General features: G+C 64.0%; 12 protein-coding genes. 5 read left to right on the top strand and 7 right to left on the bottom strand.

What is annotated here, in order from left to right; all coding sequences use genetic code 11:
* The first annotated feature begins 134 nt into the window (after positions 1-134).
* The 3 genes from F6S12_RS25265 to F6S12_RS25255 all read left to right on the top strand — a co-directional run bounded on the left by F6S12_RS25265 (position 135) and on the right by F6S12_RS25255 (position 3,334).
* Positions 135-734, top strand: a complete 600-nt coding sequence (locus tag F6S12_RS25265; RefSeq protein ID WP_011059632.1) for a short chain dehydrogenase — start codon at positions 135-137, stop codon at positions 732-734.
* A 195-nt stretch (positions 735-929) separates the two neighbouring features.
* On the top strand, positions 930-1,607 hold the full coding sequence (locus tag F6S12_RS25260; RefSeq protein ID WP_041120567.1) for a COG3650 family protein: 678 nt from the start codon (positions 930-932) through the stop codon (positions 1,605-1,607).
* Positions 1,608-1,720: 113 nt separating this feature from the next.
* Positions 1,721-3,334 carry an NAD(P)/FAD-dependent oxidoreductase gene (locus tag F6S12_RS25255; RefSeq protein WP_011059630.1) on the top strand — a complete coding sequence of 538 codons (1,614 nt, stop codon included), beginning with the start codon at positions 1,721-1,723 and terminating at the stop codon, positions 3,332-3,334.
* A gap of 132 nt (positions 3,335-3,466) precedes the next feature.
* Here the strand turns inward: F6S12_RS25255 and F6S12_RS25250 are convergent, their stop codons facing one another.
* Positions 3,467-4,561, bottom strand: coding sequence for a PLP-dependent cysteine synthase family protein (locus F6S12_RS25250; protein WP_161467156.1), 1,095 nt, complete (start codon positions 4,559-4,561; stop codon positions 3,467-3,469).
* Positions 4,562-4,882: 321 nt separating this feature from the next.
* Between F6S12_RS25250 and nhaA the strand changes: the two genes are divergently transcribed.
* Positions 4,883-6,070, top strand: coding sequence for a Na+/H+ antiporter NhaA (gene nhaA / locus F6S12_RS25245; protein WP_011059628.1), 1,188 nt, complete (start codon positions 4,883-4,885; stop codon positions 6,068-6,070).
* Positions 6,071-6,149: 79 nt separating this feature from the next.
* Here nhaA and F6S12_RS25240 read toward each other — a convergent pair whose 3' ends face one another.
* Positions 6,150-6,614, bottom strand: a complete 465-nt coding sequence (locus tag F6S12_RS25240; protein WP_011059627.1) for a glycine zipper 2TM domain-containing protein — start codon at positions 6,612-6,614, stop codon at positions 6,150-6,152.
* 174 nt (positions 6,615-6,788) lie between these two features.
* Between F6S12_RS25240 and F6S12_RS25235 the strand changes: the two genes are divergently transcribed.
* A complete protein-coding gene (locus F6S12_RS25235) occupies positions 6,789-7,025 on the top strand; it encodes a hypothetical protein (RefSeq protein ID WP_072451119.1) in 237 nt (78 codons plus the stop codon).
* A gap of 12 nt (positions 7,026-7,037) precedes the next feature.
* Here F6S12_RS25235 and pdxH read toward each other — a convergent pair whose 3' ends face one another.
* The 5 genes from pdxH to F6S12_RS25210 all read right to left on the bottom strand — a co-directional run.
* Entirely contained in the window at positions 7,038-7,685 is a 648-nt protein-coding gene (gene pdxH / locus F6S12_RS25230) for a pyridoxamine 5'-phosphate oxidase (protein ID WP_011059625.1), read from the bottom strand.
* A gap of 23 nt (positions 7,686-7,708) precedes the next feature.
* Positions 7,709-8,959, bottom strand: coding sequence for an OmpA family protein (locus tag F6S12_RS25225; RefSeq protein ID WP_315869438.1), 1,251 nt, complete (start codon positions 8,957-8,959; stop codon positions 7,709-7,711).
* Between the two features lie 140 nt (positions 8,960-9,099).
* Entirely contained in the window at positions 9,100-10,245 is a 1,146-nt protein-coding gene (locus F6S12_RS25220; protein WP_019094465.1) for an EstA family serine hydrolase, read from the bottom strand.
* A gap of 160 nt (positions 10,246-10,405) precedes the next feature.
* Positions 10,406-12,793: a beta-galactosidase gene (locus F6S12_RS25215; RefSeq protein ID WP_210457491.1), complete on the bottom strand. Its 2,388-nt coding sequence runs from the start codon at positions 12,791-12,793 to the stop codon at positions 10,406-10,408.
* A gap of 93 nt (positions 12,794-12,886) precedes the next feature.
* A partial coding sequence (locus tag F6S12_RS25210; RefSeq protein ID WP_315869437.1) for a helicase C-terminal domain-containing protein occupies positions 12,887-14,320 on the bottom strand: 1,434 nt, incomplete at its 5' end.

Genomic DNA, 14,320 nt, shown 5'->3' with positions numbered 1-14,320 from the left:
GCAAATGCCGCCAGGTCATCCATCTCGCTCATGGATTGTTTCCATTTGAAAACCAAAGGTTGCCTATTAGCGCGTTAATCCATGAAAAAAACCACTCTAGACTGCAACCTCACCCCCTTTTCGAGGAACAGCCCATGAAGATTCTCTTGATCGGTGCCAATGGCACCATTGGTTCGGCGGTCGCGCGGGAGCTGGAACAACGTCACGAAGTGGTGCGCATCGGCCGTACCAGCGGTGATTTCCAGGTGGATATCAGCGACAGCCAGTCGATCCGCGCGCTGTTCGAAAAGACCGGGCGCTTCGATGCGCTGGTGTGCGCCGCCGGTAACGTGACCTTCGCGCCGCTGGGGGAAATGACTGCCGAGCACTTCAGCCTGGGCCTCGAGGACAAGCTGATGGGCCAGGTCAACCTGCTGCTGATCGGCCGCGAGTACGCCAACGACGGCGCCTCCTTCACCTTCACCACTGGCGTACTGAGCCATGACCCGATCCGCAGCGGCGCCTCGGCCGCCCTGGTCAACGGCGCCATCGACAGCTTCGTGCGGGCCGCTGCCATCGAGCTGCCCCGGGGCCTGCGGGTCAACTCCATCAGCCCCAACGTGCTGCTGGAAGCCATGGGCAGCTACGCGCCCTACTTCCGTGGCTTCAAGCCGGTGCCGGCGGCCGACGTGGCCCTGGCCTACGCCAAGAGCGTGGAAGGCCTGCAGACCGGCCAGACCTACCGCGTCGGCTAAGCCCGTTTGTGCAAAAGCCGGCTTGTGCGGGAGCTGGCTCGCCTGCGCAGGCGTCCTCCCGAACCACACAAGGCTCCTGGGCCTCTTCGCCGGCAAGCCGGCGCCTACAGTGGATGGCGCTACTGCGTTCAATCCGGGGTTGTGGTGGCCGGGCGGGCTGCGTAACGTGTCGGACTTCCGCCTGGAGGCCCAATGATGCGCACCGCCCGTTCCCTGCTTTGTTTCGCCCTGTTGCCGCTGTTTGCCGGCTGCCAGATGCTGCCGATGTTCAACCAACAGCCCCAGGCGCCGTCCATGGCCGGGTTGACCCGGATGCAGGGTGAACTCAGTGCCGCCGATGGCAAGCTGCTGTTCAAACCCTGCACCGAAGACCGCCGTTATGTGGTCAACGATGGCGGCAACACCAGTGTGCTGCAGGAAGCGGCAACCCTGGCCGAGAAGCAGGGCAAGCTGTTTGCCGACCTGCGGGGCAAGTTCTCCGCCAGTGCCAGCAGCGACGGCCAGCTGGACCTGCGCCAGCTGTACCGCGTCGAGCGCTCCGCCAGCGCCTGCAGCGATCCGAACTTCCAGCGCCTGATCCTGCGGGCCGGTAGCAAGAACCCGGCGTGGAACGTCGATGTCAGCGCCAAGGGCATGATGATCGAACGCGCCGGCCAGCCGACCCTGGCCCTGCCCTATCTGGAAGAACAGCTGGGGGATGGCCGCTTCAACCTCACCAGTGAAGCCAATCACCAGCGCGTGGAGCTGTGGGTGGCCCCGCAACGCTGCGTCGACCCCGTCACCGGCAGCGTTCAGCACCTGAGCGCAGAGCTGCGGGTGGACGGCCAGGTGCAGCGCGGCTGCGGCTATTTCGGCGGCTCGCGCAACGACTGATTCGACGAGCAGCGGTTTTAGCCTCACGGCCAAGGTGGTTTGCGGCTTATAATCGCCGGTTTGTGCAAAGCAAGCCGGCGCACTGTTGCGCACCGCCTACCCCGGATCCTGTCATGTTACGAATCACCGAACTCAAGTTGCCGATCGACCATCCCGATGAAGACCTGCGCGCCGCCATCGTGCAGCGCCTGGGGATCGCCAGCGATGAGCTGCTCGATTTCACCTTGTTCAAGCGCAGCTACGATGCGCGCAAGAAGTCTTCCGAGCTGTGCTTCATCTACACCATCGACCTCAGCGTGCGCGACGAAGCGCCGCTGCTGCTCAAGTTCGCCGACGACCGTAACGTCAACCCGGCGCCGGATGTCAGCTACAAGGTGGTGGGCCAGGCTCCGGCCGACCTCAGCCAGCGGCCGATCGTGGTGGGCTTCGGCCCCTGCGGGATCTTCGCCGGCCTCTTGCTGGCGCAGATGGGCTTCAAGCCGATCGTCCTCGAGCGTGGCAAGGAAGTGCGCCAGCGCACCAAGGACACCTGGGGCCTGTGGCGCAAGAGCGTGCTCAACCCCGAGTCCAACGTGCAATTTGGCGAAGGCGGCGCCGGGACCTTCTCCGACGGCAAGCTCTACAGCCAGATCAAGGACCCGCAACACCACGGCCGCAAGGTGCTCCACGAGTTCGTCAAGGCCGGTGCGCCGGACGAGATCCTCTACGTCAGCAAGCCGCACATCGGCACCTTCCGCCTCACCGGCGTGGTGGAAAACATGCGCCAGCAGATCATCGCCCTGGGCGGTGAAGTGCGCTTCGAGCAGCGGGTTACCGACGTGCTGATCGAAGACGGTCAACTGCAAGGTGTGGAACTGGCCAGCGGCGAACAACTGCATTCGCGGCACGTGATCCTGGCCCTGGGCCACAGCGCCCGCGACACCTTCCGCATGCTCCATAGCCGCGGCGTGTACATGGAAGCCAAGCCGTTCTCGGTGGGCTTTCGTATCGAGCACCCGCAATCGCTGATCGACAGCGCGCGCCTGGGCAAGTACGCCGGCCACCCGAAACTCGGCGCCGCCGACTACAAGCTGGTGCACCACGCCAAGAACGGCCGTTCGGTCTACAGCTTCTGCATGTGCCCGGGCGGTACCGTGGTGGCGGCGACCTCCGAGCCGAACCGGGTGGTGACCAATGGCATGAGCCAGTACTCGCGCAACGAGCGCAACGCCAACTCCGGCATCGTCGTGGGCATCACCCCGGAAGTGGACTACCCGGGCGGCCCGCTGGCAGGCATCGAGTTGCAGGAGCGCCTGGAGTCCCACGCCTTTGTCCTGGGTGGCAGTAACTACCAGGCCCCAGCGCAGCTGGTGGGCGACTTTATCGCCGGCAAGCCCACCACCGCCCTGGGCAGCGTCGAGCCGTCCTACAAGCCCGGCGTGACCCTGGGTGACCTGGCCCTGGCCTTGCCGGACTTTGCCATCGAGGCCATTCGTGAAGCCCTGCCGGCCTTCGAACGGCAGATCAAGGGCTATTCGCTGCATGACGCGGTGCTGACCGGTATCGAGACCCGCACCTCATCGCCGCTGCGCATTACCCGCGACGCCTCGATGCAGAGCTTGAATGTGAAGGGGCTGTACCCGGCCGGTGAAGGCGCCGGTTATGCCGGTGGGATTCTCTCCGCCGGGGTCGACGGGATTCGCATTGCCGAAGCCGTGGCCCGCGACATTCTCGGCATCCAGGCCTGAGGGACGGGCCCTTTCGCCGGCAAGCCGGCTCCTACCGCCTACCGTAGGAGCTGGCTTGCCAGCGAAGGCGTCGTCCAGAACAACGCAAGGCTCAAGGGCCTCTTCGCCGGCAAGCCGGCGCCTACGACAAGTTCAGATACCGGCGCGCAATACGCTGGCAGGTAGCGCCTCACCACGCTCGACACTGGCGGCTACCGCCTCGATCAACACCGTCAGTTCATAACCCTGCTCTGCCAGCCACTGCTCATCGTAGTAGGTGGTTGCATAGCGCTCGCCCCCATCACACAGAATCGCCACGATCGACCCCGACTCGCCGGCCGCAACCATCTGCTGCGCGGCCATCAGCGCGCCGATCAGGTTGGTGCCGCTGGAGCCGCCAACCCGACGACCCAGGCGCTGGGCCAGATAATGCATGGCCGCCAGGGACAGGGCATCCGGCACCTTGACCATGGCATCGATCACCTTGGGCAGGAACGAAGCCTCGACCCGCGGCCGGCCGATGCCCTCGATCCGCGAACCGCAGTCCAGGCGCAGGCTGGCGTCGCCACTCTGGTAATAGACGAAGAACACCGAGCGCTCGGCGTCGGCACACAGCACCCGAGTGCAGTGCTGGCGATAACGCACGTAGCGCCCCAGGGTCGCGGTGGTACCACCCGTGCCCGGGCTGGAAATCAGCCAGCTGGGCTCCGGGTACCGCTCGAAACGCAACTGCTGGAATATCGACTCGGCGATGTTGTTGTTGGCCCGCCAGTCGGTGGCGCGCTCGGCATAGGTGAACTGGTCCATGAAATGGCCGCCGCTCTCCCGGGCCAGGCGCTCGGACTCGGCGTAGATCTGCGTCGGGTCCTGCACCAGGTGGCTCTTGCCGCCATAGAAGGCGATCTGGGCAATTTTCTCCTGGGAAGTGGTCGCCGGCATCACGGCAATGAACGGCAGCCCCAGCAGCCGGGCGAAATAGGCTTCGGAGATCGCCGTGGAGCCACTGGAGGCCTCGATCACCGGCGCGCCGGGCTTGAGCCAGCCATTGCACAGGGCATAGAGGAACAGCGAGCGGGCCAGGCGATGCTTGAGGCTGCCGGTGGGATGGCTGGATTCATCCTTGAAATACAGCTCGATGCCCGGCAGGCCCGGCAACGGCAGCGGGATCAGGTGAGTGTCGGCGCTGCGCTGGAAGTCGGCTTCGATGATACGGATGGCCTCACGGGCCCACTGGCGATTGTCGCTCATGCTCTATTCTCGTTGGATCGCACGCCGTACCGGCGCAAGAAGATGAAATGCACCCAGCATAGGTGATCCAGGCTCGCGACGGGCAGGCGCCTTTTCCTGGAAAAAATGCCCCCTCAGCCGCTGCGGACGGACATGTTAGGAAATATCCTGCTCCCCTTACAGGTACAGCTATGAAGCAATTGGAAACACAACTGCAAGGGGGATTTTTCAGCAGCCCGCTTGCCTTCTGCATATAACAAAAAAGAATATAACTTTTGTTTTAACAACTAACTGTACGGGTTAGGGTGTGCCACCTTTTTAGTTTTTAGATGGAGAGCGACCTTGCCTCTGCGTAGCACTTTCACTCGTTTCTTTGCCATGGAAGCTGCCAGCGGTCTGTTATTGATCGCCGCTGCCATCCTGGCCCTGATTATCAACAACTCCCCCCTGTCCTGGCTGTACAACGGCCTGCTGGAAACCCCGGTGGTGGCCCAGGTTGGCGCCCTGAAGATCGCCAAGCCGCTGCTGCTGTGGATCAACGATGGCCTGATGGCACTGTTCTTCCTGCTGATAGGCCTGGAGGTCAAGCGCGAAGTGCTGGAGGGGCAGTTGGCCAAGCCGTCGCAGATCGTCCTGCCCGGCGCAGCGGCCATCGGCGGCATGCTGGTGCCGGCGCTGATCTACTGGTTCCTCAACCGTGACAACCCGCCCGCCCTCAATGGCTGGGCGATTCCCACCGCCACCGACATCGCCTTCGCCCTCGGGGTGCTGGCCTTGCTGGGCAAGCGGGTGCCGACCTCGCTGAAACTGTTCCTGATGACCCTGGCGATCATCGATGACCTGGGAGCGATCGTGATCATCGCGATCTTCTACTCCGGCACGCTGTCGACCCTGTCGCTGATGCTGGCTGGCGCCTGCATCGCCGCCCTGGTGGCGATGAACCGGATGGGCGTGGTCAAGCTCGGACCCTACATGATCATCGGCCTGATCCTCTGGGTCTGCGTGCTCAAGAGCGGGGTCCACGCGACCCTGGCCGGCGTGACCCTGGCCTTCTGCATACCCTTGCGCACCCGCAACGCCGAACCCTCGCCGCTCAAGGCGCTGGAACACGCCCTGCATCCCTGGGTGTCGTTCGGCATCCTGCCGCTGTTCGCCTTCGCCAATGCCGGGCTGTCGCTGAGCGGCGTGACCCTCGAAAGCTTCACCCACCATGTTCCCATGGGGATCGCGGTCGGCCTGCTGCTGGGCAAGACCATCGGCGTCTTCGGCCTGACCTGGATGGCAGTGAAAACCGGTATCGCTGCCTTGCCGTCCGGGGCCAACTGGGGCCAGGTGCTCGGCGTGGCAATTCTGTGTGGTATCGGCTTCACCATGAGCCTGTTCGTCGGCTCCCTGGCCTTCGAGCCCGGCAGCAGCGAATACGCCGGCATGGACCGCATGGGCATCCTGACCGGTTCACTGTTTGCGGCCCTGATCGGTTACGCCGTCACCGCCGCTGCCAGCCGCAGGAACAACACCCTGGCGTCCTGATCCGCAGCGCTTGGCCAGGCTGAAAACACAAAACCCCGACCAGTTGCCTGGCCGGGGTTTTGTTTTGTAGCAGGGAAGGTCAGCGGGTAACGCGGCTGGTACCGTTGACCGTCATGATGCGCACGCGGTCGCCCACGCGGAACACTTCGTTTTCCTGAACCTGCTGCACATAGGCACGCATGCTGCCGTCGTCTTCACGCACGGTGATTTCAACGCCCTGGGTACGGGTCAGGCCTTCTTCAGTGGCCGAGCCCAGCAGGCCGCCGGCAACTGCACCGATGACTGCGGTGACGATGCTGCCACGGCCGCCGCCGATGGCGCTGCCGCCAACGCCGCCGATCACAGCACCTGCAGCGCCGCCGATCGGGGTCTTGGTGCCTTCGATTTTCACCGGACGCAGGGATTCGATGGTGCCCATGCGCACGGTTTGCACACGACGCGCTTCATCACGGGAATAGGAGTCACCGGTCAGGTTGGAGGCACAGCCACCGAGCAACATTGCCATCGTGGTGAAGGATGCAACCAGCAAAACAGACTTACGCATAGGATCAACTCCAAAGGACAGATAATCATTAGACTCCGCAGCTTGACGCCTGTCACGGCGTCGCCCGGATAAAATTGCTTTCATTCAGCCAAAGTACAGGCTGCGTAAACGCCAGGCTTTCTCATTACGGTAGCTCCAGCTCCCTGCATAGCGCCACCGAACAAAGGATTTTCCATGGACTACTTCATCATCATCGCGACCACCGCAGCTGGCTTGTATTTCCACTGGTGGCTGTATGTACGCATCAAGCGTTGGACCGATCGGGACCTGGCCCTCTCCCTGGCCGGAACCGATGCCCAGAAGAAGCAATTCATGCTGGAGCAACTGGCCGAGGCCCAGCGCCAGAAAGTAAAACGCCGGGACCTGCCGCAATGGCTGGAAGCCGCTGCGGCCGGCTACCCCGGCGAGTGACCTGCAATCCGATCAAGGAGCCAGACGTTCGCGGACCCACTCCTGGCCTTGCAGGCGATAGTTCAAACGGTCATGCAGTCGGCTGGGGCGCCCCTGCCAGAACTCGATGCGCTCCGGCAGCAGGCGATAACCACCCCAGTGTTCCGGGCAATCGGGCTGGCTATCGCTGAAGCGAGCCTCAGTGGCCTTGAGCAACTCTTGCAGTTCGTCACGATCGGCGATCACCCGGCTCTGCGGTGAAGCCCAGGCTCCCAGCCGGCTGCCCAGGGGACGCACCTGATAATAGGCATCGGACTCCTGTGGAGTGACCTTGACCACCCGCCCTTCAATCCGCACCTGACGCTCCAGGGTCGGCCAGAAGAACGTCATGGCGGCGAAGGGCCGTGCAGCCAGCTGCTGGCCCTTGGCGCTCTCGTAGTTGGTGAAGAAGGTGAAGCCCTGCTCATCCAGGCCCTTGAGCAACAGGATGCGGCAGTGAGGGCGACCATCGGTATCGACGGTCGCCACGGTCATGGCATTGGCTTCCACCGGCGGTTGCTCGGTTTTCACCGCATCGGCAAACCACTGGTGGAACAGCGCAAAAGGTTCAGCCGGGGCCTGCGCCTCGGACAAGCCGTCGCGAGTGTAGTCGCGGCGCATATCAGCCAGGGACTGAGTCATGCCTGCTTCCTTATCCTTGAAAATCAGTTTTTAGCCTGGGCGGTAGCCGTTGCGGTCTTCGAAGAGGCGGCGGCCTTCTTCACCGGAGCCTTCTTGGCTGCCAGCTTCTTGGCCACGGTAGCCTTCTTCGCAGGCGCCGCTTTCTTGGCGGAAGCCGCGGGTACTGGAGGCACGGCATCCTGTACGGCAACCATTTCAGTCTCGGAAGGCGTCGGCTGGTTGTACTTGCTCAGCAGGCCCAGCATGGTGCTGCGCTGGGTCAGCATGATTTCCACCCGACGGTTCAGCGAGCGACCCTGGGGGCTGTCGTTGGCGGCACGCGGCATCACCGAACCCATGCCACGCAGCATCAGGCGGTCCTGCTTCAGGCCGCTGAGGCTGAAGATTGCCGCTACGGACTGGGCACGATCACGGCTCAGTTTCTGGTTGGCCAGGGTCGGGCCGGTGGCGTCGGCATGGCCGAGAATCAATACGGCAGTCTTCGGATCACCTTCCACCGCCTTGGCGACGCGGGTGAACGGACCCAGGGTGACCGGCAGCAGCATGGCTGGACGATCCGGGTTGAACGAGGCATCTACCAGCGCAGTGACCACCAGCACGTTTTCACGACGCTCGATCTGCAGCTTGCTGTCCTTCACCGCTTCGCGCAGGCGTGGCTCGTAGTCGTCCAGCCAGGCCTGGGTGATTTTCGGGTCGGGCATCGGGATGTCCGCTACATTGACCTTGCTCAAAGGCTTGGGCTGGCTCTTGGGGAACGGCCACCACCAGTGGGTTTCGGAGTCGGCTGCCGCTGCCACTGCCGGCGCTGGGGCAGGCTCGGCCTTCTTCGCTTCGGCCACTGGCTTGTCGGAAGAATCCTTGGAGGAGAACGGCCACCACCACTTGCTGCTCTCGGCTTTGGCGGCAGGAGCGGCAGGGGCTGCGGCAACGACCGGCGCTGGAGCTGGAGCGGGCTCGGCAGCAGCGACAGGCGCCGGCTTGGCGCCAGCAGCGGCCTTGGCGGCAGGGGCCGGGTGCTTGCCAGCGGCTGTGTTCTTGGCAGCAGGGGCCGGTGCAGCGGCCTTGGCCACTACCGCAGGCTTGCTTGCAGAAGCGGCAGGTGCGGCTTCAGTGGTGGCAACCGGCTTTTCAGGCGCAGCTGGGGTTTCCTTGCTGCTGGCCTTATCGGAGCCGAATGACCACCAGTGGCCGCCATCCGCTTCATTTTGTGGGGTTTGCGCGCAACCGGTGACGGTCAGGCAGATGGCCAAGGCTAGAGACTTGTTCGACGACATGGGATATCCACAAAATGAGATAAAAAATTCGGTCTAAACAACCGTTACAAACAGACGCTTGGAAATTATAAAAGCCACAGGGTTCCATCCTGCAGCTTTCCAAGCATGTTTAAGCAAAAAAGTTCTTAACAGCAACCTTTTTACAGACAATCCGACAAAACCCGCACCAGCTTCTGTGCCCGAGGGTCCATCAACACATAGGGCCCCAGGGTATTTGTCACAAAACCGAACGCCACATCGTGCTCCGGGTCAGCAAAACCGATGGAGCCCCCTGCCCCCGGATGCCCGAACGCCCGCGCGCCCAGGCCAAAGGTGGCATTGGCTACCTGGGGCTGATCGAGCATGCAACCCAGGCCGAAGCGGGTCTGGGTCAGCAACGTCTTGTCCATGCCCAGGCTGTGTTCCCGCGTCAGCTCTTCGAGCATGTCGGCTTCCAGCAAACTGCCGTCCAGCAGGCCGCTGTAGAACCCGGCGAGGCTGCGGGCATTGCCGTGGCCGTTGGCCGCCGGCTGCTGCATGCGCCGCCACTCGGGTTTATTGGTGCTGGTCAGGATAGACGGTGGATTGGTAAACGCCCGAGTACTCATCGCATCGGGTTCGCGCATGGTGACTTGCAGCAGGCGCTGGGCCGCAGCATCGCCGATGTTGCCCTTGCCACGGGCGATATGCGCCACGCGGTAGAACTCCTCATCGGCCAGGCCGACATGGAAGTCCAGCCCCAAAGGCCTGGCGACCCGGGCCACGATGGACTCCCCCGGCCCGCGCCCATCGGCACGCCGGATCAACTCGCCCACCAGCCAGCCATAGGTGATGGCTGCGTAGCCGTGCCCCTCACCGGGCGTCCACCAGGGCTGCTCGGCGGCCAGGGCATCGACCATGGTCTGCCATTCGTAAAGAGCTTGCGCGGGCAACAGCTCGCGCACTGCCGGCAGGCCGGCCTGATGGCAGAGCAACTGGCGCAAAGTAATGGCTGCCTTGCCCGCCGCGGCGAATTCCGGCCAGTAGTCGGCCACGGGCGCATCCAGCTTGAGCTTGCCCTCGGCCACCAACTGCAGCGCGGTGACTGCGGTAAAGGTCTTGGTGCAGGAGAACAGGTTGGCGATGGTGTCGCTGTGCCAGGCCTCGGCGCCGTCCTTGTCCGCGGTACCGGCCCACAGGTCGATGACGGTTTCCCCGCCGACCTGGATGCACAGCGCCGCGCCGCGCTCCTGGGAGTCCTCGAACAGGGCGGCGAACGCCTCGCGTACCGCTTCGAATTTAAGCTCGTAATGACCTTGAATCTGCACCCCTGACTCCCCCTGCAACAATGCTCGACAACGTGGCGCGCATTGTTCCAGCCCCGAAGGCATTTGGGAACAGCCGGCGAGCTGCCGGCTATCACCGGCAAACCCTCGTTTCAGAGGGCTGCCCGGGGTTTCCCGGAAAGCCGCTCAGGCCTTGTGAACGTCAATGACCGTTGCCGGCATGGCCTCCGGCGTGCCCGCCCGGGCCCTTGCCGGCGCGGCCTTTGTCAGCACCATCGCCCCCATGCTCGCCAGCCACGGCCTGCTCCGCCTCGACCCGAGCCTGCTCCGCGGCCTTGCCCAACTGGTCAATGGCCTGCAGGTTGCTCTTGCGCACGCTGTCGACAAAGCCCTGGAACGGCACATCGGTGATGCCCACCAGGCCGAAATGGCCGTTTTCACCGTCCAGCAGGCGCCCGGTCACCGGCTGGTCCAGGTACTGGAACCAGTGCACGCCGACAATCGACGGCTCGCTGACCGCCTGCTTGAGGAAGTTGGCATAGGCCGGGCCACGGTCCTCTTCCCGGGCCAGCTCGGTCACACCGCCCCAGAACGGACCGCGATCCCGGGAACCGAAGTTGAACTCGGTCACCAGTACCGGCTTGTCGAGGCTGCGCAGGTAGGCAAAGTCCTGACCGTCCTGGGGCTTGAGGGTGTACATGTTGAAGCTCAGGACATCGCAGTACTGGGCGCAGGAAGCCACGGCCTCAGGGTTGCTCACGGCAAACCGCCCGCCCAGCAGCAGGTGGTTGGGGGCGTGCCATTTCAGCGAGTCGGAGATGGTCTTGAAGTAGGTATCGGCGAAGACCTTCTGGAAATACTTGAAATCGGCCTCGATCTCCGGGTGCTCCGGGCTCGGCAACGGCGGCACGAACCCCGGGTCTTCCATCAACTCCCAGGCCGGCAGGTCGATGCCCCAGGCTTTCGACAGCCCGGCCTGGTTGCGGTACTTGTCCCGCAGTTGCTTGAGAAACGCGCGCTTGGCCGGTACGTCGGTGGTCAGGCGCAGGGTGCCGTAGGCCAGGGCATAGCGGGATTTGGCATCGTCGCCGGGGCCGGCCCAGGCCAATTCGTTGTCGGCAAAGTAGCCGATCAGCCAGGGGTCGTCCCGATGGTCGCGGGCGGCAATGGCCACGGCACGTTCGGTGGCCATGGCAAAGCGCGGGTCGAAAGGATCCGGCATGCCGCCCCACCAGTCACTGCCGGTGCTGATGCTGGCGTAATCACCCACGATCGACAGCGGCAAGGTGTAAGGCACCCGGTCGGCCAGCCCCAGGGCCGGAGCGCTCCAGTTGCCGATGGTATTGAAGCCCCAGGCCTGCAAGCGGTCCAGGGTGTGGCCAACCCAGCGTTTCCGGTCGAAGGCCGGTGCCACGCAAGGAGTTGCCTGGGGCGCCGGCGAGGTGTCGGCCGGCGCCTGCTGCGCAGTGGCGCTGTCCGCGGTGCAGGGCTTGCCGTAGGTCCGTTGCAGGTTGGCCTGATAGAAGTCATACCAGCGCCCTGAACCATAGCCACGGCCCTGGTCGGCGCCATTGCCGCCACGGTTGTCGCCTTCACCGTAATACGCCGCCAGGGGTTCGTCGTCCTTGGGCAAGGCGCCGAACATCCATTCTCGGCCCGCGACATAGGTCTGGTTGTTGTCGGGCGCCACAGTATTGACCCCCAGGGAATAGAACGGATGCCCCTGCGGGGTCACGAGGAACCAGCGGCCATCTCGTTTTTCCGTGCGAAAGAAGCCGCTGGCCTTGAAGCTCGGCCCCTTGTTCCAGCCACCGTAGCTGTCCAGCGAAGCCTTCTCGCGCTCCCCCAGCCAGCCCTGGAGCTGTTGCTGCTCCTTGGCGTCAGCCGCCTTGAGCTGATCGTCGCTGGTGATCTTTTCCGGCCAGCGGGCCCGGGTCGATTGACCGTAGGCATCCACCAGGGAACCGTAGACCGCCTTGATCACCCCCTCGCCGTCCTGCACGCCGAAACGCTCCAGCAGAATGCTCTGGGCCGCCTTGGGGTTGTCCATGGACAAGGTCACCGACACCACCTGGCTGCGATCCAGTTGCCCTTCACTGCTGGCCAGCAGGATGCGCTGGCCGTCCAGGGTCATCGGCATCGGTGGCGCGGCCTTCATGCCCTGGCTCAGCGGACTGCTGGCCACCAGTGGCACCAGCAGGGTCTGCGCCGGGCCGGCCGGCAGGTCGACGCGGCTGACTAGGGTCTTGCCGTCATTGCTCTGGATGGTCACGTAAAGGGTCAGGGCCCAGTTCATCGCGCTCTGGATACGCAGGCTCATCATCCCCGACTGCGACCAGTCCCAGGCCCCGCTCTGGGGCGCCAGGCTCAGGCTCGGCCGGCTCGTGGGGTTGAAGATGATGCGCCGCAGCACTTCGCCTTCGGCCGTTTGCTCTGCGTTGGATTGCGGCAGGCTGGCATCCTGTGTCGCCACCTGCACCACAGCAGCAGGTCGGACAAAGTTGAACAGCGTCTGTTGTCCGGCAGGGGCCGCCCAGACGGGCGCGGCAAACAACAGGGCAAATACAGCGGGCAACGAACGGCGAATCATATGAACCTGGCTCTCCCTAAAGACCGATGAACGGCCGGTGCTGAAGCGGTGACATGAAATAGACAGCACGGCACGCAAATATGCGGGCCGTGCTTAAGATATTTCTCGGCGAAACGGCGGCAAGGCATTGAGGATAGCCTTGCCATAGCGCTGGGTGACCAGACGGCGGTCCAGCAGAGTGATGGTGCCGCGGTCCTGTTCGGTGCGCAGCAGGCGACCGCAGGCCTGGACCAGCTTGAGGGATGCATCCGGCACCGAGATTTCCATGAACGGGTTGCCGCCACGGGCTTCGATCCACTCCGCCAGCGCCGCCTCTACCGGGTCATCCGGCACCGAGAACGGGATCTTGGCGATCACCACGTGTTCGCAGTAGGCCCCGGGCAAGTCCACCCCTTCGGCGAAACTCGCCAGGCCGAACAGCACGCTGGAATCGCCACCGTCGACCCGCGCCTTGTGCTTGTTCAGGGTTTCCTGCTTGGACAGGTTGCCCTGGATGAACACCTGCTTGCGCCAGTCCCGGTCCAGGCCGTCGAACACGTCCTGCATCTGCTTGCGCGAGGAGAACAGCACCAGGGTGCCTCGCGAGCCCTCCACCAGTTCCGGCAGGTCGCGAATGATCGCCGCGGTATGCGCCGGCGCGTCCCGCGGGTCGGCCCGCAGGTCGGGCACCCGCAGCACCCCGGCATCGGCATGGTGGAAAGGGCTCGGCACCACGGCGGTCACGGCCTTTTTCGGCAGGCCGGCACGCATGCGGAAACGGTCGAAAGTGCCCAGGGCAGTCAGAGTCGCCGACGTAACCAGGGCACCGTAGGCCACGTTCCACAGATTGCGCCGGAGCATTTCCGCAGCGAGGATCGGGCTGGCGTTGACCTCGATGTCGAACAGCGAGCCGCTTTCGGCCAGGGTCAGCCAACGGGCCATGGGCGGATTGTCTTCCGGGTCCTCGATGGTGAACGCGGTCCACAGTTCCCAGTTGCCCGAGGCACGGGCCAGCAGGCTGCCGAATAGCGGGTACCACTCTTCGGCCTGGTTGCTGGCGATACCGATGTTGACCTCGCCATCCATGCCTTCCTTGAGCAACTCGGTCAGGCGGGTGAACAGGTCGGTGAGACGGGAAAAGCCCTTTTTCAGCTCCAGGCCCATCTCGCGCATATGCTCGGGGATCAGCCCGCCGACAAAACGGTGGCGTGGCCGCTCGCGGCCTTCCATGTCTTCGCCGGTGCGGAAATCGGCGATCTGCTCGCAGGCGGTGAACATGAACTGCTGCTGGGTCTTGATCTCCCGCGCCAGCTCCGGCACCTGCTCGATCAGGCGCCCCAGATCACCCGGCAACGGGTGCTGGGCCAGCAGCTTGGTGAGGTTCTTGGCGGTCTGCTCCAGCCAGTCGGCAGTGGAGCGCAGGCGGGTGTAATGGGCGAAGTGGCCAATGGCCTTGTCCGGCAGGTGGTGACCTTCGTCGAACACATAGAGGGTGTCGCGCGGGTCCGGCAGCACCGCGCCGCCGCCCAGGGCCAGGTCGGCCAGGAC

Origin of the sequence: Pseudomonas sp. JV245A (assembly GCF_032424515.1) — a bacterium.
In the GTDB taxonomy this organism is placed as follows: Bacteria; Pseudomonadota; Gammaproteobacteria; order Pseudomonadales; family Pseudomonadaceae; genus Aquipseudomonas; species Aquipseudomonas protegens.
The sequence above is the reverse complement of the archived record's forward strand: the minus strand, read 5'-3'. Positions and strand labels throughout refer to the sequence as shown.

What these genes read in the sequence shown, in the direction of transcription:
- F6S12_RS25265 (WP_011059632.1), top strand. Translation starts at nt 135, where the DNA reads ATGAAGATTCTCTTGATCGGTGCCAATGGCACCATTGGTTCGGCGGTC.
- F6S12_RS25260 (WP_041120567.1), top strand. Translation starts at nt 930, where the DNA reads ATGCGCACCGCCCGTTCCCTGCTTTGTTTCGCCCTGTTGCCGCTGTTT.
- F6S12_RS25255 (WP_011059630.1), top strand. Translation starts at nt 1,721, where the DNA reads ATGTTACGAATCACCGAACTCAAGTTGCCGATCGACCATCCCGATGAA.
- F6S12_RS25250 (WP_161467156.1), bottom strand. Translation starts at nt 4,561, where the DNA reads ATGAGCGACAATCGCCAGTGGGCCCGTGAGGCCATCCGTATCATCGAA.
- F6S12_RS25240 (WP_011059627.1), bottom strand. Translation starts at nt 6,614, where the DNA reads ATGCGTAAGTCTGTTTTGCTGGTTGCATCCTTCACCACGATGGCAATG.
- F6S12_RS25235 (WP_072451119.1), top strand. Translation starts at nt 6,789, where the DNA reads ATGGACTACTTCATCATCATCGCGACCACCGCAGCTGGCTTGTATTTC.
- pdxH (WP_011059625.1), bottom strand. Translation starts at nt 7,685, where the DNA reads ATGACTCAGTCCCTGGCTGATATGCGCCGCGACTACACTCGCGACGGC.
- F6S12_RS25225 (WP_315869438.1), bottom strand. Translation starts at nt 8,959, where the DNA reads ATGTCGTCGAACAAGTCTCTAGCCTTGGCCATCTGCCTGACCGTCACC.
- F6S12_RS25215 (WP_210457491.1), bottom strand. Translation starts at nt 12,793, where the DNA reads ATGATTCGCCGTTCGTTGCCCGCTGTATTTGCCCTGTTGTTTGCCGCG.